25 protein-coding genes are annotated in these 26,497 nt (G+C 72.1%); 9 read left to right on the top strand and 16 right to left on the bottom strand.

Features of this window, described 5'->3' with window-relative positions:
• Positions 1 to 212: 212 nt before the first annotated feature.
• The 4 genes from hpt to dacB all read right to left on the bottom strand — a co-directional run bounded on the left by hpt (position 213) and on the right by dacB (position 4,963).
• Positions 213 to 773 carry a hypoxanthine phosphoribosyltransferase gene (gene hpt / locus ACWCV9_RS26000; RefSeq protein WP_031165039.1) on the bottom strand — a complete coding sequence of 187 codons (561 nt, stop codon included), beginning with the start codon at positions 771 to 773 and terminating at the stop codon, positions 213 to 215.
• Positions 774 to 889: 116 nt separating this feature from the next.
• Entirely contained in the window at positions 890 to 1,948 is a 1,059-nt protein-coding gene (gene tilS / locus ACWCV9_RS25995; RefSeq protein WP_450789993.1) for a tRNA lysidine(34) synthetase TilS, read from the bottom strand.
• 190 nt (positions 1,949 to 2,138) lie between these two features.
• Positions 2,139 to 3,239 (bottom strand): zinc-dependent metalloprotease, encoded by a 1,101-nt coding sequence (locus ACWCV9_RS25990; protein WP_450790031.1) that lies wholly within the window; start codon positions 3,237 to 3,239, stop codon positions 2,139 to 2,141.
• Positions 3,240 to 3,409: 170 nt separating this feature from the next.
• Entirely contained in the window at positions 3,410 to 4,963 is a 1,554-nt protein-coding gene (gene dacB / locus ACWCV9_RS25985) for a D-alanyl-D-alanine carboxypeptidase/D-alanyl-D-alanine endopeptidase (RefSeq protein ID WP_450790029.1), read from the bottom strand.
• A gap of 124 nt (positions 4,964 to 5,087) precedes the next feature.
• On the opposite strand from dacB, the gene ACWCV9_RS25980 reads away from it, so the two are divergent.
• Together ACWCV9_RS25980 and ACWCV9_RS25975 are read left to right on the top strand one after the other, a co-directional pair.
• Entirely contained in the window at positions 5,088 to 5,579 is a 492-nt protein-coding gene (locus ACWCV9_RS25980) for an inorganic diphosphatase (protein WP_385842217.1), read from the top strand.
• Positions 5,580 to 5,688: 109 nt separating this feature from the next.
• Positions 5,689 to 7,344: a threonine/serine ThrE exporter family protein gene (locus tag ACWCV9_RS25975; protein WP_450789991.1), complete on the top strand. Its 1,656-nt coding sequence runs from the start codon at positions 5,689 to 5,691 to the stop codon at positions 7,342 to 7,344.
• Positions 7,345 to 7,365: 21 nt separating this feature from the next.
• On the opposite strand, the gene ACWCV9_RS25970 is transcribed toward ACWCV9_RS25975, so the two are convergent.
• Positions 7,366 to 8,442 carry a DedA family protein gene (locus ACWCV9_RS25970; protein WP_450789989.1) on the bottom strand — a complete coding sequence of 359 codons (1,077 nt, stop codon included), beginning with the start codon at positions 8,440 to 8,442 and terminating at the stop codon, positions 7,366 to 7,368.
• Between the two features lie 142 nt (positions 8,443 to 8,584).
• On the opposite strand from ACWCV9_RS25970, the gene ACWCV9_RS25965 reads away from it, so the two are divergent.
• Entirely contained in the window at positions 8,585 to 8,950 is a 366-nt protein-coding gene (locus ACWCV9_RS25965) for a YbjQ family protein (RefSeq protein WP_385842139.1), read from the top strand.
• 48 nt (positions 8,951 to 8,998) lie between these two features.
• Here the strand turns inward: ACWCV9_RS25965 and ACWCV9_RS25960 are convergent, their stop codons facing one another.
• Positions 8,999 to 9,760: a MerR family transcriptional regulator gene (locus tag ACWCV9_RS25960; protein WP_450789986.1), complete on the bottom strand. Its 762-nt coding sequence runs from the start codon at positions 9,758 to 9,760 to the stop codon at positions 8,999 to 9,001.
• 172 nt (positions 9,761 to 9,932) lie between these two features.
• Between ACWCV9_RS25960 and ACWCV9_RS25955 the strand changes: the two genes are divergently transcribed.
• Positions 9,933 to 11,339 (top strand): glutamate decarboxylase, encoded by a 1,407-nt coding sequence (locus tag ACWCV9_RS25955; RefSeq protein WP_450789984.1) that lies wholly within the window; start codon positions 9,933 to 9,935, stop codon positions 11,337 to 11,339.
• Between the two features lie 43 nt (positions 11,340 to 11,382).
• On the opposite strand, the gene ACWCV9_RS25950 is transcribed toward ACWCV9_RS25955, so the two are convergent.
• The 4 genes from ACWCV9_RS25950 to ACWCV9_RS25935 all read right to left on the bottom strand — a co-directional run bounded on the left by ACWCV9_RS25950 (position 11,383) and on the right by ACWCV9_RS25935 (position 15,024).
• Complete coding sequence (locus tag ACWCV9_RS25950) at positions 11,383 to 12,024, bottom strand: PadR family transcriptional regulator (RefSeq protein ID WP_450789982.1); 642 nt, start codon at positions 12,022 to 12,024, stop codon at positions 11,383 to 11,385.
• 9 nt (positions 12,025 to 12,033) lie between these two features.
• Positions 12,034 to 12,585, bottom strand: coding sequence for a DinB family protein (locus ACWCV9_RS25945; RefSeq protein WP_450789980.1), 552 nt, complete (start codon positions 12,583 to 12,585; stop codon positions 12,034 to 12,036).
• A gap of 84 nt (positions 12,586 to 12,669) precedes the next feature.
• Positions 12,670 to 14,130 carry an aldehyde dehydrogenase family protein gene (locus tag ACWCV9_RS25940; RefSeq protein ID WP_450789978.1) on the bottom strand — a complete coding sequence of 487 codons (1,461 nt, stop codon included), beginning with the start codon at positions 14,128 to 14,130 and terminating at the stop codon, positions 12,670 to 12,672.
• Positions 14,131 to 14,199: 69 nt separating this feature from the next.
• Positions 14,200 to 15,024, bottom strand: coding sequence for a helix-turn-helix domain-containing protein (locus tag ACWCV9_RS25935; protein ID WP_450790026.1), 825 nt, complete (start codon positions 15,022 to 15,024; stop codon positions 14,200 to 14,202).
• A 366-nt stretch (positions 15,025 to 15,390) separates the two neighbouring features.
• Here ACWCV9_RS25935 and ACWCV9_RS25930 point away from each other — a divergent pair, with 366 nt between their 5' ends.
• The gene (locus ACWCV9_RS25930) at positions 15,391 to 15,861 is read left to right on the top strand and encodes an ATP-binding protein (RefSeq protein ID WP_450789976.1); all 471 of its coding nucleotides are present in this window, start codon (positions 15,391 to 15,393) and stop codon (positions 15,859 to 15,861) included.
• A 93-nt stretch (positions 15,862 to 15,954) separates the two neighbouring features.
• Here the strand turns inward: ACWCV9_RS25930 and ACWCV9_RS25925 are convergent, their stop codons facing one another.
• The 4 genes from ACWCV9_RS25925 to ACWCV9_RS25910 form a co-directional block, all read right to left on the bottom strand.
• Positions 15,955 to 16,224 carry a DUF397 domain-containing protein gene (locus ACWCV9_RS25925; protein ID WP_385842149.1) on the bottom strand — a complete coding sequence of 90 codons (270 nt, stop codon included), beginning with the start codon at positions 16,222 to 16,224 and terminating at the stop codon, positions 15,955 to 15,957.
• 169 nt (positions 16,225 to 16,393) lie between these two features.
• Entirely contained in the window at positions 16,394 to 16,873 is a 480-nt protein-coding gene (locus ACWCV9_RS25920; protein ID WP_450789974.1) for an SRPBCC family protein, read from the bottom strand.
• Positions 16,870 to 17,226, bottom strand: coding sequence for an ArsR/SmtB family transcription factor (locus ACWCV9_RS25915; protein WP_450789972.1), 357 nt, complete (start codon positions 17,224 to 17,226; stop codon positions 16,870 to 16,872). The genes ACWCV9_RS25920 and ACWCV9_RS25915 overlap by 4 nt, the downstream gene beginning before the upstream one ends.
• A 7-nt stretch (positions 17,227 to 17,233) precedes the next feature.
• Entirely contained in the window at positions 17,234 to 17,608 is a 375-nt protein-coding gene (locus ACWCV9_RS25910; protein WP_450789971.1) for a glyoxalase superfamily protein, read from the bottom strand.
• A 175-nt stretch (positions 17,609 to 17,783) separates the two neighbouring features.
• On the opposite strand from ACWCV9_RS25910, the gene ACWCV9_RS25905 reads away from it, so the two are divergent.
• Both ACWCV9_RS25905 and ACWCV9_RS25900 read left to right on the top strand, forming a co-directional pair.
• Entirely contained in the window at positions 17,784 to 18,287 is a 504-nt protein-coding gene (locus ACWCV9_RS25905; protein WP_450789970.1) for a hypothetical protein, read from the top strand.
• 124 nt (positions 18,288 to 18,411) lie between these two features.
• Positions 18,412 to 18,927: a DUF4232 domain-containing protein gene (locus ACWCV9_RS25900; RefSeq protein WP_450789968.1), complete on the top strand. Its 516-nt coding sequence runs from the start codon at positions 18,412 to 18,414 to the stop codon at positions 18,925 to 18,927.
• A 57-nt stretch (positions 18,928 to 18,984) separates the two neighbouring features.
• On the opposite strand, the gene ACWCV9_RS25895 is transcribed toward ACWCV9_RS25900, so the two are convergent.
• Complete coding sequence (locus tag ACWCV9_RS25895) at positions 18,985 to 20,100, bottom strand: DUF2786 domain-containing protein (RefSeq protein WP_450789967.1); 1,116 nt, start codon at positions 20,098 to 20,100, stop codon at positions 18,985 to 18,987.
• A 183-nt stretch (positions 20,101 to 20,283) separates the two neighbouring features.
• Between ACWCV9_RS25895 and ACWCV9_RS25890 the strand changes: the two genes are divergently transcribed.
• Positions 20,284 to 21,054: a Clp protease N-terminal domain-containing protein gene (locus ACWCV9_RS25890; RefSeq protein ID WP_450789965.1), complete on the top strand. Its 771-nt coding sequence runs from the start codon at positions 20,284 to 20,286 to the stop codon at positions 21,052 to 21,054.
• Positions 21,055 to 21,152: 98 nt separating this feature from the next.
• Entirely contained in the window at positions 21,153 to 22,838 is a 1,686-nt protein-coding gene (locus ACWCV9_RS25885) for a bifunctional 3'-5' exonuclease/DNA polymerase (protein ID WP_450789964.1), read from the top strand.
• A 90-nt stretch (positions 22,839 to 22,928) separates the two neighbouring features.
• On the opposite strand, the gene ACWCV9_RS25880 is transcribed toward ACWCV9_RS25885, so the two are convergent.
• On the bottom strand, positions 22,929 to 26,144 hold the full coding sequence (locus tag ACWCV9_RS25880; protein WP_450789962.1) for a BTAD domain-containing putative transcriptional regulator: 3,216 nt from the start codon (positions 26,142 to 26,144) through the stop codon (positions 22,929 to 22,931).
• Between the last annotated feature and the right edge of the window lie 353 nt (positions 26,145 to 26,497).

Genomic DNA, 26,497 nt, shown 5'->3' with positions numbered 1-26,497 from the left:
CTGCCATAGTGAGTTTGATAAGACAGTTCTTCTGACGGTACCCCAGCGTGGCGGTCCGAAGCTGCACGAAAGCGTTTCGAACGGCCTGGAATTCCCGTCCCTGCATGCTTCAACGGGACGGAACCCGCCGGGGTTCCCGATCGTCCTACCGGGTTTGGGCCGACTGGCTCAGCGCGCGGCCGAACCAGTCCCTACCGTGCCCCGGCCGGGCTTCAGCCGCCGTAGACGTGGGGCGCGAGCGTCCCCACGAACGGCAGGTTGCGGTACTTCTCCGCGTAGTCGAGTCCGTAGCCGACGACGAACTCGTTCGGGATGTCGAAGCCGACCCACTCGACGTCGATGGCGACCTTGGCGGCGTCGGGCTTGCGCAGCAGCGTGCACACCTTCAGGGAGGCGGGCTCGCGCGAGCCGAGGTTGTTGATCAGCCAGGACAGGGTCAGGCCGGAGTCGATGATGTCCTCGACGATCAGGACGTGCTTGCCCTTGATGTCGGTGTCGAGGTCCTTGAGGATGCGCACCACACCGGAGGACTGGGTGCCCGCGCCGTACGAGGACACGGCCATCCAGTCCATGGTGACGGGGGTGGACAGCGCTCGGGCGAGGTCGGCCATGACCATCACCGCGCCCTTGAGGACGCCGACGATCAGCAGGTCCTTGCCCGCGTACTCCGCGTCGATCTTCGCGGCCAGCTCGGCCAGCTTGGCGTCGATCTCTTCCTTGGTGATGAGTACCTGCTGGAGGTCGGCACCCATGTCTTTCGCGTCCACCCGCATCACTTTCGGTCGTCCCGCACTTACGGCCGTACGCACGGCCTTTGGCTCCGGCCGCGTGTGCGGCCGCCCGGCTGCCCCGGACCGGCCGCCGGAGGATCGCTCCGCGGGGTCGGGATTCAGCCTTGCCGAATCACCAGTCTGCCACCCTGTCGCTGAGCCACGACTTTGCCCGGGAGATTGATGGCCCCCTGGCCGCGCCAACCGGTGATCAGCCGGTCGACCTCCTCGATGTGGCGGGCGAACAGCGACCCGGCCGGGGCACCGGCCTCGATGGCGGCCCGGCGCAGGATGCGGCGGCGTACGGCGGGCGGCAGGGCGTAGAGCTTGGCGCACTCCAGCAGGCCGGTGGCGTCGCGTACGGCGGACTCGGCCTGGCTGGCCCAGGCGTCGAGGGCGTCGGCGTCGTCGCGGGAGAGCTGGGCGGTGCGGGCGAGCGCCTCGACGACGCCCTTGCCGAGGGCCTTCTCCAGGGCGGGCAGGCCTTCGTGGCGCAACCGGGACCGGGTGTAGGCGGGGTCGGCGTTGTGCGGGTCGTCCCAGACCGGCAGGGACTGGACCATGCAGGCCTTGCGGGCGGTCTGCCGGTCCAGTTCCAGAAAGGGGCGCCGGTAACGGCCGCCGGCCCCCGAGACCGCGGCCATCCCGGACAGGGAGCGGATGCCGGAGCCGCGGGCGAGGCCCAGCAGGACGGTTTCGGCCTGGTCGTCGCGGGTGTGGCCGAGCAGGACGGCGGCGGCGCCGTGGCGTTCGGCGATCGTGTCGAGGGCGGCGTAGCGGGCGTCGCGGGCGGCGGCTTCGGGTCCGCCTTCGCGGCCCACGGTGACGGCGACGGACTCGACGGGGTCGAGGCCGAGGCCGCGCAGTCGCAGGGCGACCTCGTCGGCCCGCAGGTCGGAGCCCGGCTGAAGGCCGTGGTCGACGGTGACGCCACCCGCGCGGATGCCGAGCCGGGGGGCCTCGAAGGCGAGGGCGGAGGCGAGGGCCATGGAGTCGGCGCCGCCGGAGCACGCGACGAGGACGAGCGGGGAGGGGGGCCGCTCGGCCGTCCGGTCCGGGTGTGCGCCGGGGGCGTGCGGGCGGGAAAGCGCGCCGGAGGTCTGGTGGTCGTTCAGGATGTCGTGGAGCACGCGGCGAACCGCCAGGCGTATCGCCGCGACCGCAGGATGGGGACCCATGTCCGGTTCCCTTCATGGTTTTTTCGGGGGGTGAGCCCGAGGCCGTCACTCAGAGTGTGTAGATGGTGACAGAACCGGGGCGTTCCCTGAGCATCGCACGCCTACGCAAGCCCCACGGTCCCTCGGACGGGTGATTGAAGGGGCGTTCGCCTGCCGTCGGCCGGATTCGTGTCACCCCGCACACGGAGGTTCACGACTCGGCCTTGCGGTGCACCCGCGCGACCCAGTCCGCCGGTTTGGCGATCTCCGCCTTGGTGGGAAGGGTGTTGGGCGAGGTCCACACGCGGTTGAAGCCGTCGACGCCGACCTGGTCCACGACGGCCCGGACGAAGCGTTCGCCGTCCCGGTACTGCCTCAGTTTGGCATCCAGACCCAGCAGCTTGCGCAGGGCCATGTCGAGCCGGGAGGCGCCCTTCGCGCGACGCTGCTGGAACTTCTCGCGGATCTCCGCGACGGTCGGTACGACGCTGGGTCCGACGCCGTCCATGACGTAGTCGGCATGGCCTTCGAGCAGGGACATCACGGCCGTGAGGCGGCTGAGGACCTCCCGCTGGGCGGGGGTCTGCACCAGCTCGACGAAGGAACGGCCGCCGTCGTCCTCCTCGGCCTCGGGACGGCCGCCGGCGAGGGACTGCGCGGCCTCCCGGATGCGCTCCAGGAAGGTCATCGGGTCGACGTCGGTCTCCGCCAAGAACGACTGGATTTCGCCCTCGAGGTGGTCGCGCAGCCAGGGCACGGCCGTGAACTGGGTGCGGTGGGTCTCCTCGTGCAGGCACACCCACAGCCGGAAGTCGTGCGGCTCGACGTCGAGTTCGCGCTCCACGTGGACGATGTTGGGCGCGACGAGCAGGAGCCGGCCGCCGCCGTTCTCGCCGGCCGGGAGGTCGCGGGTGGCGGGGGCGAAGGTCTCGTACTGGCCGAGGACCCGGGAGGACAGGAACGACAGCAGCATGCCGAGTTCGACCCCGGTGACCTTGCCGCCGACGGTGCCGAGGACGGCGCTGCCCGGGCTGCCGGAGCGGCGTTCCTGCATCTTCTCCAGCAGCGGCCGGAGGATCTCGCGGAAGCCGGCCACGTTGGCCCGGACCCAGCCGGGGCGGTCGACGACGAGGACCGGGGTGCCGTGGGTGTCCTCGGTGCCCAGACGAGTGAAGCCCCGGACGTGTTCCTCCGAGGCCTTCGCGTGCCGGCGCAGTTCCGCGACGACGGCCCTGGCCTCGTCGCGGCTGACGTCGGGGCCCGGTCGTACGAGCCGTGTCGCGGTCGCGACCGCGAGGTTCCAGTCGACCATCCCGGGAGATGCGGTGCCACCGAAGCCAGTCATGGTGTCAACCGTACGGGAGGCCCGCCGTCGGGGGCAGGCCGTGACATCGGCGACGTCGGCGACATCGGCACGCGCAGGCGGTGTCGGCGGGCGCCGGGTGCCGCCGGCCGCGCCCGCCTGCCCTCCATCCCGGGGGGCTACCGGCAGCCGCACCCGGCCAGCGCCGTCGCCGCTCGGTCCAGGGCCGCCTGGGCCGCCTGGGGGTCGGTCGTGCCCGAGGCCATGAAGGCGAAGGCCAGAAGCCGGCCGTCGGCGTCCACGACCGTGCCGGCCAGGGTGTTCACGCCGGTCAGAGTGCCGGTCTTGGCGTGTACGAGACCGGCCGCGCCCTCGGTGTAGCGGTCGGCGAGGGTGCCGGTGAAGGCGGCCACGGGCAGGCCGGTGAGGACGGGGCGCAGGCCGGGGCGGTCGGGGTCGCCGGCCGTGGCCAGCAGGCCGGTGAGCAGCTCGGGGGTCAGCCGGTCGGCGCGGTCGAGGCCGCTGCCGTCGTGGAAGGACGCGCCGGCCATGGGCAGGCCCAGCTTGGTCAGCCGGGCGGCGATCGCCTTCGCGCCGCCGGTGAAGCTGCCGGGCTGCCCGCTGGTGAGGGCCGTCTGGCGGGCCAGCGCCTCGGCGATGTCGTTGTCGCTGTTGGTGAGCATGCGCTCGACCACGGCGGACAGCGGGGGCGAGGCGACCGCGGCGAGGGTCTCCGCGCGCGTGCTGGCCTTGGAGGGGCCGGGCGGGGTGGTCGCGATGCCGGCGTCCTTGAGGAAGCCGGCGAACCGGGAGGTCGCGTCCGCGGCCGGGTCGGCGACGCGGGCCGCCGGGCCGCTGGTGGAGTCGTCGGTGCGGCCCTCGTCGGCGGCGAGGGCGGTGACGGGAGCGAGGTTGTCGTTGACGCCGATGGGGTGCAGGGCCGGGCCGCTGTAGAGGGTGGTGTCGTAGGACAGCGTGACCTTGCGGATGCCGCGCTTGTGCAGGGCCGTGGCGGTGTCCGCCGCCAGGGTCCGCAGGCTGGCCCAGCCGTCGGCGTTGCGGTGCGCGGTGAGGGTGGGGTCGCCGCCGCCGACCAGGACGAGTTCCCCGGTGTCGGGTTCGAGGGCCGCGCGCGTGGTGAAGCGGTGGTCGGGGCCGAGGGCGGACAGGGCGGCGACGGCGGTGGCGATCTTGGTGGTGGAGGCGGGGGTGAGGGCCTTGCCGGGGTCGCTGCCGTAGAGCAGCTTGCCGGTCGTCATGTCGAGGACGGCGGCCGCGTGGCTGTCGCCGAGCGCGGAGACGCCCAGAAGGGGCCTCAGGACGTCCGGGAGGGCCTTGCCGCCCGGAGGGGCCTCCCGGGTGTCCACGGCGCTCGTGGGGCCGTCCAGGGCCACCAGGACGGGTGGGGCGCTCGGGGCGGGCCGGGGCGCGCCCACGGCCGTACCGGCGCCGTGATCTGCGCCACCTGCCCGCTCCAGGGCGACCGCCCGGTCCCGCTCGGCCGTACGCTGACCGTTGGCCTCCCAGGGGCCCGCTGCGGTCACCACACCGGCGGCCAGTGCCAGGCCGGCGGTGGCGGCGCCCGCGGTGTACTGCCAGGTCCTGAGGGTGCGTGTCCGGGGGAGGCCGGCGAGCAGCGGCCGTACCGACCGCGTCAACCGCGCGAGCCGCGGTTTCGTGGCCGTGACGGCGCGTACCAGACGTGGTCGTACGGCGTTCGCGACCCGCGCCATCTGCGGTCTCGCGGCCCGCCACGGCCTCAGCTCTGGCACGACCACCAGCCCCTTTCGCGATCACACACCTGCGTGAGGGACACTTAACCACCAGAACGATGTGCTGATCATGGAGGAGCCACCGGTGGAGTTCGACGTCACGATCGAGATCCCGAAGGGTTCGCGCAACAAGTACGAGGTGGACCACGAGACCGGTCGGATCCGCCTGGACCGTCGCCTCTTCACCTCGACCGCATACCCGACCGACTACGGGTTCGTCGAGAACACCCTCGGCGAGGACGGTGACCCGCTGGACGCGCTGGTCATCCTGGACGAGCCGACCTTCCCGGGCTGCCTCATCCGCTGCCGCGCCATCGGCATGTTCCGGATGACGGACGAGGCCGGCGGCGACGACAAGCTGCTGTGCGTGCCGTCCACCGACCCGCGCGTGGAGCACCTGCGGGACATCCACCACGTGTCGGAGTTCGACCGCCTGGAGATCCAGCACTTCTTCGAGGTCTACAAGGACCTGGAGCCCGGCAAGTCGGTCGAGGGTGCCAACTGGGTGGGCCGCGCGGACGCCGAGGTGGAGATCGAGCGGTCGTACAAGCGCTTCAAGGAGCAGGGCGGCCACTGAGCCCCCGCTCGCGTAAGGAGACGGGCCGTACGCGCACGCGTGCGGCCCGTTCGCTTGTCCGTGCGCATACTGGGGCAGGCGGAATGTGTCGTTCAGGGAGCGGTGCGAGGTGACGGAGGCGGAGGACCGCAAACCCCGGTCCGACGAGGCGCGGTACGACCCGGAGATCACGTCCGAGTTCGCCCTCCCCAAGGGCCTGGACGTCCCCAAGGCGGTCACGGAGCCGGAGACGACCTCCGAGTTCGCCGTGCCGAAGGGTCTGGAGCCGCCGCAGCCGCCGGGGGCCGAGCCGGAGGGGTCGGCGTTCACCCTGCCGAGCACCTACAGCAGCAGGAACGCGCCGGCCGCCTTCACCCCGGCCGCCGGGGTGCCGCTGGTCAGCCTGGTCAAGGACGCCCCCTGGCAGGACCGGATGCGCACCATGCTGCGCATGCCGGTGGCCGAGCGGCCGGCGCCGGAGCCGGTGCAGCGGGAGGAGGAGGGCGGCCCGGCGGTCCCGCGCGTGCTCGACCTGACGCTGCGTATCGGGGAGCTGCTGCTGGCGGGCGGCGAGGGCGCGGAGGACGTGGAGGCCGCGATGTTCGCGGTGTGCCGCTCCTACGGCCTGGACCGCTGCGAGCCCAACGTCACCTTCACGCTGCTGTCGATCTCGCACCAGCCGTCCCTGGTGGAGGACCCGGTGACGGCGTCCCGCACGGTACGGCGGCGGGGCACCGACTACACGCGGCTGGCGGCCGTGTTCCGGCTCGTGGACGACCTGACCGACACGGAGACCCATGTATCCCTGGAGGAGGCGTACCGGCGCCTGGCGGAGATCCGCCGCAACCGGCACCCCTACCCGGGCTGGGCGCTGACCCTGGCGAGCGGCCTGCTGGCCGGTGCCGCCTCGGTGCTGGTCGGCGGTGACCTGCTGGTGTTCGTCGCGGCGGCGGTCGGCGCGATGCTCGGCGACCGGCTGGCGTGGCTGTGCGCCGGGCGCGGGCTGCCGGAGTTCTACCAGTTCACGGTGGCCGCGATGCCGCCCGCCGCGATCGGGGTGGCGTTCGCGGTGGCGAGCGTGGACGTGAAGGCGTCCGCCGTGGTCACCGGTGGGCTGTTCGCGCTGCTGCCCGGGCGGGCGCTGGTGGCGGGCGTCCAGGACGGCCTGACGGGCTTTTACATCACCGCCTCCGCCCGCCTGCTGGAAGTCCTGTACTTCTTCGTGGGCATCGTCACCGGGGTGCTGATCGTCCTGTACTTCGGGGTGAAGCTCGGCGGCCAGCTCAACCCGGACGCGGCGCTGAACCCCACCCAGCGGCCGCTGATCCAGATCGCGGCCTCGATGGTGCTGTCGCTGACCTTCGCGGTGCTGCTCCAGCAGGAACGGTCCACCGTGCTGTGGGTGACCCTGAACGGTGGGGTCGCCTGGTCGGTGTACGGCGCGATGCACTATGTCGCCGACATCTCGCCGGTGGCGTCGACGGCGGTGGCGGCCGGTCTGGTGGGGCTGTTCGGGCAGCTGCTGTCGCGCTACCGGTTCGCCTCGGCGCTGCCGTTCACGACGGCGGCGATCGGTCCGCTGCTGCCCGGCTCGGCCACCTATTTCGGGCTGCTGAACATGGCCCAGAACCAGGTGGACAAGGGGCTGGTGTCGCTGGCCAACGCGGCGTCCCTGGCGATGGCCATCGCGATCGGCGTGAACCTGGGCTCGGAGGTGTTCCGGCTGTTCCTGCGGGTCGGCTCCGCCGGCAAGCGGCGGGCCGCCAAGCGCACGCGCGGCTTCTAGGCGCGGTCCGGCGCCCGGCGTCTACTGCTGGCGGTAGCCGTAGGGCTGCTGACCCTGCTCGTACTGGCCCTGCTCGTACTGATCCTGCTCGTACTGATCCTGCTCGTAGGGATTCGGCTGGTACTGGTTCTGCTGGTACTGGTTCTGCGCGTACTGCTGCTGGCCGTACTGCTGCTGCCCGTACTGATCCTGACCGTGCTGGTTCTGGCCGTGCTGGTTCTGGCCGTACTGCTGCTGCGGGTGCTGCGGGTACTGCTGCTGGTCGTAGTACTGCTGGTCCCAGTCCTGCTGCTGCGGCTGCGACTGCTGCGGCGACTGCTGCTGCTCGTACTGGTAGCCGTACTGCTGCTCGTACGGCTGCTCGTAGGGCTGCTCCGGCTCGATGCGGCGGAGCTGGGTGGTGGCGGAGTCCATGGCCGGGGCCTGCTGGTACTGCGGGGCGGGCGGCTGCTGGGCGGACTCGGGTTCGGCCGGGGCGTTGCGCTGTTCCTTGCGGGCGCGCATGACCTCGAAGATCACCGGGATGACCGAGATCAGGACGATCAGGACGAGGATGCCCTCGACGTTGTTCTTGATGAAGTCGATCTGGCCCAGGAAGTAGCCCGCGACCGTGACGCCGGTGCCCCACATGGCGCCGCCGATCACGTTGTACGTGAAGAACGTGCGGTACTTCATGCGGCCGGCGCCGGCGATGATCGGGGCGAAGGTGCGCACGATCGGCACGAACCGGGCCAGGACGATGGCCTTGGGGCCGTGCTTCTCGACGAACTCGTGCGCCTTCTCCAGGTTCTCCTGCTTGAAGATCTTGGACTTGGGCCGCTTGAACAACTTGGGCCCGAAGAACTTGCCGATCAGGAAGCCGACCTGGTCACCGAGGACCGCCGCCGCCACGATCAGGGTGCACACCAGCCACAGGGGCTGGTGGATCCACTTGCCGTCGGCGACCAGCAGACCCGCCGTGAACAGCAGGGAGTCGCCGGGCAGGAAGGCGAACAGGCCCGACTCGGCGAAGACGATCACCAGGATGCCGACGAGGCCGAATGTCGAGATCAGATAGTCCGGCGTGAGCCACGCGGGGCCGAGGGCGAGTGTCATCACGGGTCCGGGCTCCTGAAGGGGGTGAAAGGCGGCTGCGGCGTCCAGGTACGGCCGCTAAAACTATCAACGTGAGGTGACCGCCCCGGGTTCCACCGGTGTCTCCAGGATGCACTGTGGGACGACTGGGCCGAACCTGTGAGTCATGGGACTCGAGGACTACGGCGGCGGGCAGGAGCCCCAGCCGGACGTACTGGTCGTGACGACGAACGACATGCCCGGATTCCGGGTGCAGAAGGTGATCGGTGAGGTCTTCGGACTCACCGTCCGCTCCCGGCACCTGGGCAGCCAGATCGGCGCCGGCCTCAAGTCGATGATCGGCGGCGAGCTGAGGGGGCTCACCAAGACGCTCGTGCAGACCCGCAACCAGGCCATGGAGCGCCTGGTGGAGCAGGCACGCGCGCGGGGGGCCAACGCGGTGCTCGCCTTCCGGTTCGATGTGACGGAGGCCGCGGACACGGGCACCGAGGTGTGCGCCTACGGCACCGCTGTGGTCGTGGCCCGGGAGTGAAGCCCCAGGGATGAAGACCCCAGGTGAACGCACCCGGGCCCGGACCGGTCAGGCGGTGTGCCGGTCGGCGTTGGCGAGGATCGCGTCGCGCAGGTGCTCGGCCAGGCCGGGGCGCATGGCGTCGTAGTACGCCTTGAAGCGCTCGTCGGTGACGTACATCTCGCCGAGGCAGCGGTGCATCTCGTACGGGACCTCGAAGTACCACCGGGTGATGTGCTGCCGGTGTTCCTCGGCGAGGTCCATGGCCGCCTCGCCACCGGGCTGCTCGCCGGCGGCCACCAGCGCGGTGTACCGCTCCTGCCAGTCGTCCATCTCCGCCTGGACGCGTTTCCAGTCCTCCTTGGTGTAGCGGGCGGCCCGGCGCTGCGACTCGGCGTACGCCTCGGTGCCGCCCCAGCGTGCCTCGGCCTCCTCGGCGTACTGCCCGGGGTCCTTGTCCCCGAAGACCTCGAACCGCTCCTCGGGGGTGAGGTTGATGCCCATCTTGCGTGCCTCCATGGCGTGTTCCACGGCCTCGGTCATCTTCTGGAGCTTCTCGATCCGGGCGGTCAGCACGTCGTACTGGCGGCGCAGGTGCTCCCGCGGGTCCGCGTCCGGGTCGTCGAGCAGGACCGCGACCTCGTCGAGCGGAAAGCCCAGCTCGCGGTAGAACAGGATCTGCTGGAGCCGGTCGAGGTCGGCGTCGGTGTAGCGCCGGTGGCCGGCGTGGGTGCGCTCGCCCGGTGCGAGCAGGCCGATCTCGTCGTAGTGGTGCAGGGTGCGCACCGTGATCCCGGCGAACCCCGCGACCTGTCCCACGGAGTAGCTCACTTTCCGCTCCTTGTCGTCGGTACGCGCTCCACCCTGCGTCCTCACGCCGCGTGAGGTGCAAGTCCGGGGCGTCCCTGATCCTCGGTCCGGGGTCGTCACCGGGCACCGGTCCGGGTCATTCCGGATGTCCGGGTTCGCGCCGTCCGCCTATGGTGGCCGAGAGGAGGCGCTGATGGCCCTGCACAAAGGTCCCGAGAAGCACCAGCAGCGAACGCTGTCGGTCAACCCGTTCTTCGGGGAGGCCAACCCGGTCGGCGGCATGATCGAAGCCCCGCCCACGCACCGGCTCCCGGACGCTCCGCTGACCCCGTCCACGGCGTACCAGCTGGTCCACGACGAACTGATGCTGGACGGCAACTCCCGGCTGAACCTGGCCACCTTCGTCACCACCTGGATGGAGCCGCAGGCCGGGGTGCTGATGGCGGAGTGCCGCGACAAGAACATGATCGACAAGGACGAGTACCCGCGCACCGCCGAACTGGAGCGGCGCTGCGTGGCGATGCTCGCCGAGCTGTGGAACGCACCGGACCCGGCGGCCGCGGTGGGCTGTTCGACCACCGGGTCGAGCGAGGCCTGCATGCTCGCCGGGATGGCGCTCAAGCGGCGCTGGGCCATGAGGAACGCCGACCGGTATCCGGGCGCCCGCCCGAACCTGGTCATGGGCGTCAACGTGCAGGTGTGCTGGGACAAGTTCTGCAACTTCTGGGAGGTGGAGGCCCGGCAGGTGCCGATGGAGGGCGACCGCTTCCATCTGGACCCGCAGGCGGCGGCCGAGCTGTGCGACGAGAACACCATCGGGGTCGTCGGCGTCCTCGGCTCGACCTTCGACGGTTCCTACGAGCCGATCGCCGAGTTGTGCGCGGCCCTGGACGCGCTTCAGGAGCGCACCGGCCTGGACATCCCGGTGCACGTGGACGGGGCGTCGGGCGGCATGGTGGCGCCGTTCCTGGACGAGGACCTGGTGTGGGACTTCCGCCTGCCTCGCGTGGCCTCCATCAACACCTCCGGGCACAAGTACGGACTGGTGTACCCGGGCGTCGGCTGGGCGCTGTGGCGGGACGCGGAGGCGCTGCCCGAGGAGCTGGTCTTCCGGGTCAACTACCTGGGCGGCGACATGCCGACCTTCGCGCTGAACTTCTCCCGGCCCGGCGCGCAGGTGGTGGCGCAGTACTACACGTTCCTGCGGCTGGGCCGCGAGGGCTACCGCGCGGTGCAGCAGTCCACCCGGGACGTGGCACGCTCGCTCGCGGACCGGATCGAGGCTCTCGGCGACTTCCGGCTGCTGACGCGCGGCGACGAGCTGCCGGTGTTCGCGTTCACCACGGACGGCGACGTCTCGGCGTACGACGTCTTCGACGTCTCCCGGCGGCTGCGCGAGAGCGGCTGGCTGGTGCCCGCGTACACCTTCCCGGCGAACCGGGAGGACCTGTCGGTGCTGCGGATCGTGTGCCGCAACGGCTTCTCGCACGACCTGGCCGAGCTGTTCGTGGAGGACCTGACCAGACTGCTGCCGGAGCTGCGCCGACAGCAGCATCCCCTGACCCGGGACAGATCGGCGGCCACCGGCTTCCACCATTAGGCGGCGGCCGGACCGGTTTCCCGGCATCCGCGCACCCTGTGCGTCAGCGGTCGTCCTCCGGGTGTCGCTCGCCCGTCGCGTACGGGTTGTCCTGGCCCTCGGTGAGGACGCCGACGAACGGCTCGCCCTCACCGGCGAAGGTGTAGGCGCCGCCTTCGACGCGCTCGATCAGGCCCTGGGTCCAGGCGACCTCGCCGTCGGCCGTGTGGAGCCACATGTTCATGATCTCGCCGATGTGGCCGAGCTGCTCCGGGCCGTCGGCGGGCAGGTAGTGCCCGGTGACGGAGGCCCGCCACTCGGCGAGGCGGCGCAGGCGTTCGCGGAGCAGGTCCAGGACCTCCGCGCGGTCCAGGTCGACCATGAAGCCGAGTGCCGCGGAGAGGAGGTCGATGCCGCGGTCGTGGGTCACCAGCGCCTGTCTGAGGAGGGTGAAGTACTCCTCGGTGCCCCGCTCGGTGATCTCGTACTCCGTGCGCGGCGGCCCGCCCGCCGTGGACGGCGCGGTCTCGTGCGCGTGCAGCAGCCCCTGCTTGGCCATCTGCTTCAGCGCGTGGTAGATCGAGCCCGGCTTGGCGTTGGACCACTCGTGCGCGCCCCAGTACTCCAGGTCGTTGCGGACCTGGTAGCCGTGGGCCCGCCCGTGCCCGCGGACCGCGCCGAGCACGAGCAGACGGATCGCTGACATGCCCCCAGGTTATGGCCGCCCGGCCTGGGCCTGGGCCTCGGCCACCAGCTCGAAGGCGGTCTTGCCGTCGAGGGACTCCCGGATGATGTCGGCGTGGCCGGCGTGCCGGGCGGTCTCGCGGATGAGGTGCAGACACAGCCAGCGCAGGGAGACCCGGCCCTCCGGCGGGAACCAGGGGTCGGGCGGCAGCGGGAAGGTGTCGTCCAGACTCGGCGCCGAGCGGATGAGCTTCTCCGTCTCGGCGGCGACCTGCTCCCAGTACGCCAGCTGCCCGGCGACCGTCTCGTCGTCGCCCAGCTGGAAGCACTCGTGCCAGTTCGACTGGTCGCGGTGGACGGCCGGGGGTTCCTGGCGGGCCCGGGCGATCCAGCTCTGCTCGACCTCGGCGACATGCTTGAGCAGGCCGCCGAGGGACAGTTCGCTGGCGCTGGGGCGGATGCGGGCCTGCTCCTCGGTGAGCCCGAGCAGGGAACGGCGGATCCCGCCCCGCTGCTCCTCCAGGAACGCCAGCAGCGCCCCTCGCTCGTCGCCCTTCGCCTCCGCCGGTACGTGCATGACCATGGCCTGCCGCCCTTCATGGGGTTCTTCCGCCTGACAAGAACGACGCTACGGGCCCTTTAGGTCAGATCCTGTCCGCTGTCGGGATCAGAACGGAAACCGGCTGCGGCCGTGCTGCACGGAGATCCACTTGACGGTGGTGAAGGCCTCCAGCGTCGTCTCGCCGTTCAGCCGGCCGATGCCGGAGTGCTTCTCGCCGCCGAAGGGGACGAGCGGTTCGTCGTGGACCGTGCCGTCGTTCACATGGAACATGCCGGTCTCGATCCGCTTGGCGAAGGCGACACCCCGCTCGATGTCCCCCGTGTGGACGGCACCGCTGAGGCCGTACGGGGTGTCGTTGACGATCCGGACCGCCTCCTCCTCGCCGTCGAAGGGGACGAGGAAGACGACCGGGCCGAAGATCTCCTGCTGGAGCAGGGAGGAGCCGGCGGGCACGTCGGTGAGCACGGTCGGCTCGACCAGGTTGTTGTCGGTGCGGCCGCGCACCAGGGCCGTGGCGCCCTCGGCGAGCGCCTGCTCGACCGCGCCCGAGACGGCGTTCGCCTGGGTGCTGTTGATCACCGGGCCGATGACGGTCTCCGGGTCGCGCGGGTCGCCGACCTTGAGGGTGCGGACCTTGGCGACGAACTTCTCGGTGAACTCCTCGGCGACGGACGCGTCCACCAGGACCCGGTTGGCGGCCATGCAGACCTGGCCCTGGTGGACGAACCGGCTGAAGACCGCCGCGTCCACCGCGTAGTCGATGTCGGCGTCGTCCAGCACCACCAGCGCGCTGTTGCCGCCCAGTTCGAGGACCGAGCGCTTGAAGTTCGCGGCGCAGACCGTGGCGACGTGCCGGCCGACCTTGTCGGAGCCGGTGAAGGAGATGACCTTCGGGATGGGGTGCTCGATGAACGCGTCGCCGATCTCGGCGATGTCGGTGACGACCACGTTGAGCAGGCCGCCGGGCAGCCCGGCCTCCTCGAAGATCCTGGCGATCAGGGTGCCGCCCGCGATCGGGGTGTTCTGGTGCGGCTTGAGGACCACGCCGTTGCCGAGCGCGAGCGCCGGGGCCACCGACTTCAGCGACAGCAGGAACGGGAAGTTGAACGGGCTGATCACGCCCACGACACCCACCGGCACCCGGTAGACGCGGTTCTCCTTGCCGTCCTCCGGCGAGGGCAGGATCTTGCCCTCGGGGCGCAGCGCGAGGTGGATCGACTCGCGCAGGAACTCCTTGGCGAGGTGCAGCTCGAAACCGGCCTTCACGCGTGTGCCGCCCAGTTCCGCGATGATCAGGTCGGCTATCTCCTGCTCGCGGTCCTCGATCAGCCTGAGCGCCCGCTCGAAGACCGCGCGGCGGGCGTAGGGGTTGGTGGAGGCCCACTGCTGCTGGGCGCGGGCGGCCGCCCGGTAGGCCTGGTCCACCTCGTCGACCGTGGCCACGGTGATCGAGGCGAGCTTCTCGCCGTCGTACGGATCGAAGTCGATCACGTCCCAGGAGCCGGTACCCGGGCGCCACTCGCCGCCGATGTACTGCTGGGCCAGGTCGGTGAAGTAGGACGACATGTGATCCCTCAATCGCTAGCGGACACCAGGGCTGCGCCGGGCCTGATCACACGTCATCGTACTTATGTATCAAGAGAGTTGGAGCAGTCCCCGGAGAAGATCCCGGCTCTCGTCGGGGCCCGGGCTGTCCTGCTGGAGCTCCTTCAGAGCCTGCTCGTACTGGGTGACGTCCTCGCGCTTGTCGAGGTAGAGGGCGCTGGTCAGCTGCTCCATGTAGACCACGTCCGACAGGTCGGACTCGGGGAAGCTGAGGATGGTGAACGCGCCGCTCTCACCGGAGTGCCCGCCGAAGCTGAACGGCATGACCTGGAGCCGCACGTTGGGGCGCTCGGAGACGCTGATCAGGTGCTGGAGCTGGCCGCGCATCACCTCGCGGTCGCCGTACGGCCGGCGCAGGGCGGCCTCGTCCAGGACGATGTGCAACTCGGGGGCGTTGTCGCCGAGCAGGTGCTTCTGCCGCTCCAGGCGCAGCGCGACCCGCCGTTCGATGTCGTCGGCGCTCGCGCCCTTCATGCCGCGCCGGACGACCGCGCGGGCGTACTCCTCGGTCTGGAGCAGGCCGTGCACGAACTGCACCTCGTACACCCGGATCAGCGAGGCCGCGCCCTCCAGGCCCACATAGGTGGGGAACCAGCTCGGCAGGACGTCCGTGTAACTGTGCCACCAGCCCGCCACGTTGGCCTCCCGGGCGAGGGAGAGAAGGGACTCGCGCTCGGCCTCTTCGGTGATGCCGTAGAGCGTCAGCAGGTCTTCGACGTCTCTGGTCTTGAAGCTCACCCGGCCCAGCTCCATCCGGCTGATCTTCGACTCGGAGGCGCGGATCGAGTACCCCGCCGCCTCACGCGTGATCCCGCGCGCTTCCCGCAGCCGCCTGAGTTGCGAGCCGAGCAGCATCCGCCGCACCACCGATCCGGGCTCTCCCGCGCTCACCTTCGCCAGCCTCCCCAACCGTCCTCAGGGCCCGCAGTCTGCCACTAAAACACTCCGAGCAGTACTCGTACGGTTACGGAAACGGAAAGAGGTCGGCCGTTTCCGCTCGGTCATGGCGGGGCAGAGGTCGTGACCTCTGGCGGAACCGGCCGTCAACATGGCGGAAAAAATGGCCAAGAAGCGGTACGGGCAAACCCATTTCGGTCACGTGCACGTGCATCTGCCCTTGCATCTGCTCTTCGCATCCGAAACCATGGTCCCGCACCACCGCCGCATCGCTACGACCGCGAATTACCGGGAGTGCCTCGCATGGGGACGAATGGATCGACCATGCTCAAGCCGTTACGGCAGGGCCTTCCGCCGCTGGATCCCGCGGCCGTGTCGGATGCCGCCTCCTGTTCCCTCCCCGCCCGCTACGAAGCGGTGCGCGAGGCGCGGCACTTCACCCGCGGCACGCTCGACCAGTGGGACGTCGGCGACCGCTTCGACGACATATGCCTGGTCGTCTCCGAACTCGTCACCAACGCCCTGCGCCATGCGCTGCCCGACGCGGCGTGTGCCGAGCAGCATTCCTCGGTACGGCTGCACCTGATGCGCTGGGCGGAGCGGCTGGTGTGCGCGGTGCGCGACCCGAGCCACGAGACGCCGGTGCCGGGCGACTCGGACGATTTCTCGGCCGAGTCGGGCCGCGGCCTGTTCCTGGTCGACTCCTTCGCCGACAGCTGGGGCTGGCACCCGCTCGCCGGCACGCTCGACGGCAAGGTCGTCTGGGCGATGTTCCGGCTGGACACGGCGGCCTGAGAGCGCGCGCCGCACCGCCGCCGGCAGCCCGGGCGGCCGTTCCGACATCGTTGCCACCCGGAGACACCGGCGCCCCCACGGACCGTCCGGACGCTACGACCCGACCAGGTGGTCGAACTCCCCGTCCTTGACGCCGAGAAGCATGGCCTCGATCTCCGCGCGCGTGTAGACGAGCGCCGGTCCGTCCGGGAAGCGCGAGTTGCGTACGGCGACATCGCCGCCGGGCAGTCGCGCGAACTCCACACAGGATCCCTGTGAGTTGCTGTGCCTGCTCTTCTGCCAGGCCACTCCGTCCAGCTGCGTGGCAGCCATGCCGTTGTACACGTCGTACCCCCCGTACACGCCGTCAACGTCGCGGTCCACAGGTCGCTCCCCGCTGGTGCACTGGCTGGTGTGGCCATGGATGCTGTAGTCAACTGTTCCGGATCATAGCTGTGTTCACGTGCAGCCGCATGAGCAGATGCACGTGCACGCGGGGTGTTCCTCCGGTTACAGCTTTGACGTCCGCTTTACCGAAACCGGACCGGCATCCTCACCGGAGCCGCTCCAGCACCTGCCCCAGAGCGGGCAGGACACGCCCGCGCCAGCCGCCGCCCATGATGGTGCGGGCCATCAGCTGCGCCGGGTCGTCCGGATCGAACCCCTCGTGCACAAGGAAGAGACGCGTACCGCGCCCTTCCTGTTCCAGGGTCCAGGTGATCGTCCAGTCGGCGGGATTGGCGGGATCGGCATCCGTCCACCGGACGCACAGCATCCGCTCGGTGTCGTAGGCCAGGACCTGCGCCTCTACGACGCCCGAGAACGCCGTGTGGGGACGCGGGACGGAGGTCATCCGGTACCGGTGCCCGACCTCCAGCCGGAAGTCCTCGGCGCCGGGCATCTGCCACCGGGCGAGCAGTTCCGGGTCGGTCAGGGCGCGCCAGACCTTGGCGGGCGGGTGCGGGAAGAACTGGTCGACGCGGAGGGTCGTCAGATCGTCGTCGGGCGCGGCGGCGCCGGGTTCGGTGCTCATGAGGGGTGATCGTCGGGCATCCGGTCGAGCAGATCGCCGAGGCCCTTCAGCTGTGCGCGCCAGAACCGCTCGTACGGATGGAGCCAGTCCTGCACCTCGGCGAGCGGGGCGGCCCGGAGGCGGTAGATGCGCTGCCGGCCGGAGCGCTGCTCGGCGACGAGGCCGGCCTCCCGGAGCACCTTGAGGTGTTCCGACAGGCTCGGGCGGCGCATGTCGAAGTGGTCGGCCAGGGCCTGGACGGGCTGTGGACCGCGCTCGCGCAGCAGCCGCAGCACCTCGCGGCGGGTGGCGTTGGCGAGCGCGGCGAAGATGCGGTCCTCCGCGGTGGTGCCCGTCCCGGTCCCGGTGCTCATGGCGTGGTCAGCGGCCTTCCTTCTCCGTCAGCAGCATCAGACCGTTGCCGTCCGGGTCCCGGAAGGAGGCCATCCGGCCCCAGGGAAGCTCGTCCGGGCCCTGTACCTCGGTGCCCGCCGCGGCGAGCCGCGCGCAGTCGGCGTCGACATCGGTCGTCACCAACATGATCCCCCGCGCCGAACCGGGCTCGAAATCCCCCATCCCCGGCCCGGCGAGCGTGAAGACGGTCTGCGCCCCCGCGGGCGCGACCTGGAGCCAGCGGCCCTGCGGCAGGTGCAGCTCGGCGGTCACCTCGAAGCCGAGGACGTCCCGGTAGAAGGCCAGGGCGCGGTCCTGGTCGGCGACGGGAAGGGTGACGAAGGAGGCGTGCGTGATGGTCATGCGGACGACCATAGGTAGGAATTCCCCTACCGGTCAAGCGTAGGGAAATGCCTACCTGTCTTCTGCCTCACATCGGATTCCTGCCCGGGGTACGCGAGCCCTCCCGGTGCCGTGCGATAGCTTGCTGCGGGCCGTCCGGCCGACGACATTCCGCACGACAGCTTGGGAGCTTCCGGTGGGTTCTGACACTGCTTCCGCGACCGCCCGGGTGCGGACCGCGGCCGTCGCCGCAGGTCTGGTGGGTGCGCTGGCCGCGCTGACCGGGTGCGGGGGCGGCGGCTCGACGAGCGGCTCCCCGGCCACGCCGAGCGCCACCGCCTCCCCCACCGGCACCTCGGCCTCCGGCTCGGTGACCGGCGCCTCCGGCAAGCTCCAGGGCAGCTGGATCACCACGAACGGCGGCAAGATCGTGGCCCTGGTGATCACCGACCGGAAGGCCGGGCTCTTCGTGACCGGCCGAAAGAGCTGGTGCCAGGGCACGGCGGGCGAGGAGTCGGGGATGCAGATGATCCATCTGACCTGCCCCGACGGCGACAAGGAGCGGGTCACCGGCATGGTCGACTCGGTGAGCGGTACGGCGATGAAGGTGACCTGGTCGGGCAAGACCGGCCAGGAGACGTACACCAAGGCGGAGGGCGGCAAGCTGCCGACCGCGCCGCCGGCCCGGCTGAAGGGCTGACAGCTCCGCCGCCGCGCCCCGGGAGACCACCTGAAACGGTGATTCGGCAGGGGCGCGCGCACGGGGGCCGGGCGCAGGCGCCATGATGCAAGGGCACCGTCACGACCTCGATGGGACCTGCCTCATGCGCGCCATGCCGCTCACCGTCTCCGTTCTCGCCGCCGCCGTCCTGCTGACCGCCTGCAACGGCGGCGGTGGCACGAGCGGGAGCAAGAACAGCTCGGCCTGCGCGATTGGCACCGTCTCCGTCCAGGTGGGAGCGGCGAGCGTGGCCCCCAGCGCGGGTGACACGGGCGAGATCCCGGTGAGCATCACCAACCAGAGCGCGCCCTGCACCCTGGACCACTTCCCCGGCGTCACCCTGGAGCAGCAGGGCGTCTCCGCGAAGCTGTCCGCCCAGAAGGGCGCGAAGGCGCAGAAGCTGAAGCTCGCCAAGGGCGACTCCGCGACCTTCACGATCACCTATGTGCGCGGCAAGGAGGGCGACCCGGGCAGCCTCGCGGCCACGGCGATGAAGGTCTCCCTGCCGGGCTCCGACACCGTGCAGAGCTTCCCCTGGAAGTACGGTCCGGTCGCCGGCCAGGGCGGCCAGAGCCACCCGAACGCCTCCGTCAGCGCCTTCCAGCAGGTCGGCGACTGACACCCGGCGGGCGCCGGTGGCCCTCCGTGCCCGAGCGCCGAGGGCCCTTCGTGCGCCTCATTCGAGCCGGCGACGGGCTCTGACCTGGGCCTGCTCCGCCGCCCGTGCACCCTCCGTCCAGCCCGCGGCGTCGCTCACCCCGCGCAGCCGGGTCGTGGTGGTCTCCGGGAACATGCGCTCCAGGCGGCCGGTGACGGCTATCGCGCGCGTGGCCAGCACCGGCAGCAGGTCCTGGGTGACCTGGGTCTCGGCCGCGGCCGCGAGCCGGTCGCCCACGCGGTGGGCGTAGGCCGCGAGGAACGACTGTCTGAAGGTCTTGGTCCGCTTGCGCCCGCCGGCGCGCTGGGCGGCCTCCGCCCTGGTCATCGCGTGCGTGGCCTGCACCAGCAGGGAGGTGTAGAGCAGCTCGACCGCCTCCAGGTCCGCCTCGAAGCCGACGACCGTGGAGAAGCCGAACGGTTCGTTCCACACCGCGCGGCAGTGGTTGGCCGTCGCCACGGCGTCCAGCAGGACCGCCTTCGCCTGTTCGTACGGCGGCTCGACGCCGATCCGGCAGGCGCCGGGGGCGTCCGGAGCGGGCGCCTCGGCGGCGAGCAGCGCCTCGTCGATGCTGTGCCGGGCCATCAGCTCCTGGGCCTTGGCGCTGAGCGCCTCCGCCTCCTCCGGATACCCGGTCGCCTCGGCCTTGGCGAGCAGGGCGCGGATCCGGGCGAGCATGCGGGAGGCCGCCGGGGCCGTGGCGTGGGGGCGGGGGCGCTCCTCCTCCAGGGGCTCCAGCGCGGGCAGGCGGAGCAGCAGGCGGTACAGCTCCAGGACGGCCGTGGCGTGCGTGAAGCGGTCGCCCGTGCGCGCCGGGTCCTCGGGCAGGGCCGCCAGTTGTCCGGCCCAGCGGTGGCCGCGCGGCCGGTCCCGGCCGGACTGCGCCCGGATCAGCGCGGCGGCCAGCCGCACATGCGGGTCGTCCAGCTCGCGGCGCACCAGCCGTACGACGTCGGCGGGCTGCCAGCCGCGCTGCCAGGCCCTGGCGACGAACTCCTCGCCGCGCCGGGCGAGTTCGGCATCGGCGGCGGGGTCGGCGGCGAGCAGGGAGGCACCGGTGTCGAGGCCGGTGTCGGTGTCGTCGTAGAGGGCGGCGCGGAAGGCGCGCTCGACGATGGCGGCGGGGCTGGTCACGCTGTCGATCGTGCCACGGCCCGCCGACAGTGCCGGATCGCTGTCCACAGCCTGTGGACAGCGGGGGCGCGCCGGAACCGAGCCCCCGGGGCGGCGTCCCATTGTCCGAGTGCGGCGCTCGGGAGCGAAACCGACTGTCAACCACTGGTTGACACCCCTAGGGGCGCAACCTACGGTTGACACATGGCGACCCATCCGAACATCACGGCATCCGTACGCCTCGACGACCTCATCGAGGCCATCAAGAAGGTCCACGCCGAACCCCTCGAACAGCTCCAGGACGCGGTGCTCGCCGCCGATCACCTCGGCGACGTGGCGGACCACCTGATCGGCCACTTCGTCGACCAGGCCCGCCGCTCGGGCGCGTCCTGGACCGAGATCGGCAAGAGCATGGGCGTGACCCGGCAGGCGGCGCAGAAGCGGTTCGTGCCGAAGGAGTCCGTCGACCTCGACCCCAGCCAGGGGTTCAGCCGGTACACCCCCCGCGCGGCGAACGTGGTCATGGCCGCGCACAACGAGGCGGTGGCCGCCCGCAACCCCGAGGGCCGCCCCGAGCACCTGGTCCTGGGCCTGCTGAGCGAGCCGGACGGCCTGGCCGGGAAGGCGGTCACCGCACAGGGCGTACCGCTGGACGCCGTACGGCAGGCGGCGACCGCCGCGCTGCCGCCGGCCGCGGACGAGGTCCCCGACCTGATCCCCTACGGCCCCGAGGCCAAGAAGGTCCTGGAACTCACCTTCCGCGAGGCGCTCCGGCTCGGCCACAACTACATCGGCACCGAGCACATCCTGCTGGCGCTCCTGGAGCACGAGAACGGCCAGGGCGTGCTCAGCGGACTCGGCATCACCAAGTCCGCGACCGAGGAGTACGTCGGCAGGGTGCTGGCGATGCTCCGGGAGTCCCAGACGGCCGCCTCCGAGGCTGCCGAGCCCCCGGCCGACGGCGCCGGCTCCTGACCCGGCGAGCCCCCGCCGACGGCGCCGGATCCTGACCCGCCGAGCGGGAAACTCGCAGGTCAGGGCGATTGTCAGAGCCGCCTGCCACACTCGCAGTCATGACCGACCGGTGGGCGCTCGCACCGGCCGAGGACGGTGGCGTGGAGCTCGCCCCCCTCGGCCCGGACGGGCTGCCCGCCGGGCCGGTGCGGCGGGAGAGCGATCTCGCCGCGGCGGTGCGGAGCCGCCCGGAGGTCACGCGCTGGGTGTGGCGGTCGACCCCCGAGGTCTACCCGCGTCTGCTCGCCACGGGGGTGCGAGTGGAGCGGTGCTACGACATCGAGGACGCCGAGACCCTCCTGCTGGGCCACGAGGGGCGGCACGGCGAGCCACGCTCGGCCGCCGCCGCCCTGGCCCGCCTCCGCGGCGGCCCCGTACCGCCCGACCCGCCGCAGCGCGCAGCCGAACCGGGGGCCCAGTCCCCGCTGTTCGAGCCGGCCGGCAGCCGGCTGCCGCTGACCGACCTGCTCACGGTCTACGCCGACCAGCAGCGGCGGCACGACCGGACCGCCCACCCCGACCGGATGCGGCTGCTGACCGCCGCCGAGTCCGCCGGGATGCTGGTGGCCGCCGAGATGAACCACGCGGGCCTGCCCTGGAGCGCCGAGGTCCACCGCGAGCTGCTGCACCGGCTGCTCGGCGAGCGGTATCCGGGCGGCGGCGAGCCGCGCCGCCTCGCCGAACTGGCGGACCAGGTGTCCGCCGCCTTCGGCCGCCGGGTCCGGCCCGATCTGCCCGCCGACGTGATCAAGGCCTTCGCCCAGGCCGGGATCAAGGTCGGGTCCACCCGCCGCTGGGAGATCCAGTCCGTGGATCACCCGGCCGTGGCACCGCTCCTTGAGTACAAGAAGCTGTACCGCATCTGGGTGGCGCACGGCTGGTCCTGGCTCCAGGACTGGGTGCGTGACGGCCGTTTCCGTCCCGAGTTCCTGGCCGGCGGCACGGTCAGCGGGCGCTGGGTGACCAACGGCGGGGGCGGTCTCCAGATCCCGAAGGTGATCCGCCGCGCCGTGGTCGCCGACCCCGGCTGGCGGCTGGTGGTGGCCGACGCCGACCAGATGGAGCCGCGGGTGCTGGCCGCGATCTCCCGCGACCCCGGTCTGATGGAGGTCGCCGGCCGCGCGAGCGACCTCTACCAGTCCGTCTCCGACCGCGCCTTCTCCGGCGACCGCGACCAGGCCAAGATCGCCGTCCTCGGCGCGGTCTACGGCCAGACGTCCGGCGACGGCCTGAAGAACCTCGCCGCGCTGCGCCGCCGCTTCCCGAAGGCGGTCGCCTATGTCGACGAGGCCGCCCGCGCGGGCGAGGAGGGCCGGCTGGTCCGCACCTGGCTGGGCCGGACCTGCCCGCCCGCGGCCGGGTCCGGCGAGGACACCGCGGAGGAGGCGGGCATCCCGGCCGGGGACGACGACACCGGAGTCCCGCCCTGGTCCACCGGCCGGAGCTCCTCCAGCTCCCGCGCGCGGGGCCGCTTCACCCGCAACTTCGTCGTCCAGGGCAGCGCCGCCGACTGGGCCCTGCTGCTGCTCGCCGCGCTGCGCCGGACGCTGTGGGACATGGCGGCCGAGCTGGTCTTCTTCCAGCACGACGAGGTGATCGTGCACTGCCCCGCCGAGGAGGCCGACACCGTCGTCCGGGCCATCCGCGACGCCGCCGACCTCGCCGGCCGGCTGACCTTCGGCGAGACCCCGGTGCGGTTTCCGTTCACCACAGCGGTGGTGGAGTGCTATGCGGACGCCAAGTGAGAGGCCAGGCGGGTGTCTTCGGTGCTCCAGCAGTCCTCAGCGCTTCAGGAGCCCTCAGTGGTCCAGGAGTACTCAGTGGTCCAGGAGTTCTCAGTGGTCCAGGAGTTCGCGCAGCTCCGCCACCACCGCCTGCGCGTCCGTGCCGACCAGCGCCGTGAGCGCCCCGCGCCAGGCGTCGTCCGCCTCCGCCCGCCGCCCCTGCTCGCTCAGCAGCAGCCCGTGCTGGTGGCGGGCCAGGCCGCCCATGTAGCGGTCGGCGCGGGCGTCCGCCCGGTGCAGCAGCTCCGCGCACTCGGCGGCCGCCCGCTCGGTCTCCCCCAGCCCCCGCAGCGCGCGGACCAGGCCGAGCCGGGTCTGGGACTCGCCGTGCCAGTCGCCGTGGCCGCCGAGGATGCGCAGACTCTCCTCGAAGTGCCGTGCCGCGGCGGCGGGTTCCCCGAGGGTGAGCTGGGCGTACCCGATGTTGCAGTGCGCCGAGTGCTGCACGATGACCGCGCCGATCTCGTCCCCGATCGCCAGCGAGCGCCGGTGCTGCTCGATGGCGGCGCGCGGGTCGGTGTGCTCGTAGAGGTTGCCGAGGTGGCTGCGGGTGACGGCCTCGCCGTACGGGTCGTTGAGCTGCCGCGAGTAGGCGAGGCTCTGCCGCAGCGCCTCCCCCGACTCCTCGAACCGTCCGAGGCCCTCCAGCAGCAGCCCCCGGTTGTTCAGACAGCGCCGGATCCTGGAGGCCCGGCCGAGCCGCCGCCAGATGTCCAGGGACTGGTCGGTGAGGGTGAGGGCGTCGTTCTGCCGGCCGGTCAGGAAGTACAGGCCGGCGAGGTCGCCGAGGGCGTACGCCTCGGCCGCCTCGTCCCCGAGCCGGCGCGCCGTACCGAGCGCCGCCCGCCCGAGCACCTCCATCTCGGCGACCCGGCCGCCGCGCTGCACATAGGGGAAGAGCAGCCGCACCAGCGCCGAGAGATGCGCGGCCCGGCGCAGGTCGTCGGTGTCCGCGTTCCGCTCCACCAGGGCGACGACGTTCTCCAGCTCCCCCTCGCCCCAGGCGAAGGCGTCCTCGGCGGACTCGAAGAGCGGCACCGCGGCCACGTCCGCGGCGTGCTCCGGCGGCTGCGCGGAGGTCGGCTGCCGCCGGTCCTCCAGATCGAGCCCCGGCTCCACGACGGCCGTCAGCACCCGTTCGGCGACGGCGGCGTACCAGCGCAGGGCGGCGAGGTCGGGAGCGGTCTCCGGGGGCGTGGCCGCGGTCGTCTCCGCCAGTTCGCGGGCGAAGTCGCGGACCAGGTCGTGCGGGGTGTAACGGCCGTACGCCGTCTCCTCCAGGAGGGCCACGTCGACCAGGCGGTCCAGGGCGGCCTCGGCGCGGCGCTCGTCGGTGCCGGTGAGCCGGGCGATCAGCGGGGCGCCGTAGGTCGGCAGATCGAGCGCGCCGATGCGGCGCAGCGCCCGGGCGGCGTCGTGGTCGGCCTCGCGCCCGGCGGCGGCGAGCGCGTCATGGGCCACGGCCAGGGAGCGCCGGACGCTCAGGTCGTCGTACTCCAGGTGGTGCAGCCGGCCGCCGGTCGCGGCCAGTTGGCCCGCCAGCACCTCCGGGGTGAGCGCGCGGCGGGCGGCGAGCCGGGCGGCGACGACGCGCAGCGCCAGCGGCAGCCGGCCGGTCAGCTCGACCAGGGCGTGCCCGGCGTCCAGCCCCTCGCGTCCGCTCACCGCGCGCAGCAGGGCCGCGCTGTCCTCGCCGGTCAGCGGGGAGAGCGGGAAGCGCCGGGCGCCGTCGAGGGCGGTCAGCGGGGAGCGGCTGGTGACGATCACCGCACAGCCCGGCCCGGCCGGCAGCAGGGGCCGTACCTGGGCCGCGTTCGCCGCGTCGTCCAGCACCAGCAGGATGCGCGCCGGGGCGAGCAGGGAGCGGAGCAGGGCGGCCGCCGCGTCGGGGTGTTCGGGAATGTTCCGGGGCTCGGCGCCGAGGTCCCGCAGCAGCGCGGCCAGCGCCTGGACCGGGCTGAGCGGGGTCATGCCGGGAGTGGCGCCGTGCAGGTTGACGTAGAGCTGGCCGTCGGGAAAGCGTTCCCGCAGGGCGTGGGCGACATGCAGGGCGAGCGCGCTCTTGCCGACGCCCGCCATCCCGCTGATCACCGCGACGGCGGGTGCCGGGGCGGGCGGCTCGGTCAGCGCATGGCACAACCGGCGGCTCACCTCGACCCGGCCGGTGAAGTGCGCCGGCGGGGCGGGGAGCTGGGCGGGCCGCGGGGTCTGCCGGACGGCCGCCTGCGCGGGGGCGGCGGACGGCGGCACCGCTTCGCCGGCGGACGCCGAGGCACCGGCGGGCGCGTCCGTCTCCTGCGCCTCGGCAGCCGGGCGCCGCAGGTCGGCGGGGTACTCCTCCGGGTGCCGCGGCTCGCCGGCCGACGCGGCCTCCTCGCCCCGCAGCACCTCGACATGGGCGTCGCGGACGGCCGGGCCGGGCTCGATGCCGAGTTCCTCGACCAGGCGGGTGCGCAGGTCGCGGTGGACGGCGAGCGCCTCGGCCTGGCGTCCGGTGCGGTGCAGGGCGAGCATCAGCTGGCGGTGGTACGCCTCACGCAGCGGATGCTCGGTGACGAGCGCCGCCAGCTCCGGGACGAGCGCCGCCAGCCGGGCGCCGCCGAGGGCGAGTTCGGCCTCGTAACGCCACTCCAGCAGGAGCAGCCGGGCCTCTTCCAGGCGCTGTACGAGGGCATAGCCGCCGAGGTCGGTGGGGAGCCCGCTGAGCGGGGTGCCGCGCCACAGCCCGAGCGCGGCCACGCAGGCGCGTACGACACCGGGCCAGTCGCAGCGGGCGTGCGCGGCGCGGGCCTCGGCGACCCGGGCGTCGAACACATGGATGTCCAGCTCGCCGTGGTCGACGCGGAGCAGATAGCCGGGCGGTACGGCCCGCAGCCGCTCGGGGTCGTCCAGGAGCCGGCGCAGCCGGGCGACGTGGTTGTGCAGGGAGGCCTGCGCGGAGACGGGGGGCGCCCCGCCCCACAGGGCGTCCTTCAGGGAGTCGACCGACACGACCCGGCCCGGCTCCAGCAGCAGGGCCGCGAGCAGGGCCCGCACCTTGGGGCTGCCGATGGACCGGATGGGCTCGTCGGCGCTGTGGGGTGACGCCTCGTAGGACCCGCCGTAAGAGCCCTCGTATGAGCGCTCGTAAGAGCCCTCCTGCGCGTCCCCGTGCGACTTCTCGGACGGCTTCTCGGACGGCTTCTCGGACGACTCGCCGTACGGCCGTACGTCGTACAGGACCGGCGGCCCCAGCAGTCCGAACCGGAGCGTGCACCGCCGCCGCATCACGCCGCTCCACTGCCTTCCCGCCCGGTCGTCCCCGACCGCGCTCCGCGGCGGGCGCGTGCCCGCCGTTCCCTGACGGGGATCCGCCTTGTCCACAACGGTTTCCCGCCACCTTCCGCCTGCCGGCCCGTCCCGGAACCGCCGGTCCGGCGACCCGTCTCCGCTGCCGTCGGCGACTTCCGGCCGGCCGGTCCGCGACCCGCCGACGAACCGTTGGCCACATGTTAGCGATCCGTTGGCGAACCCTGATCTGATCATCGCATCGGATCCGGCGCTACGGCGCGCGCGTATGTCGCGTAACTCGGGGGAGTGTCGCCGCAGGCCTGGTCCGGGGATGTGCAGGGCCCCGGTCG

This window comes from Streptomyces sp. NPDC001606, assembly GCF_053596835.1.
Note: the sequence above shows the minus strand (reverse complement) of the source record. Positions and strands in the feature narration are given on the sequence as shown.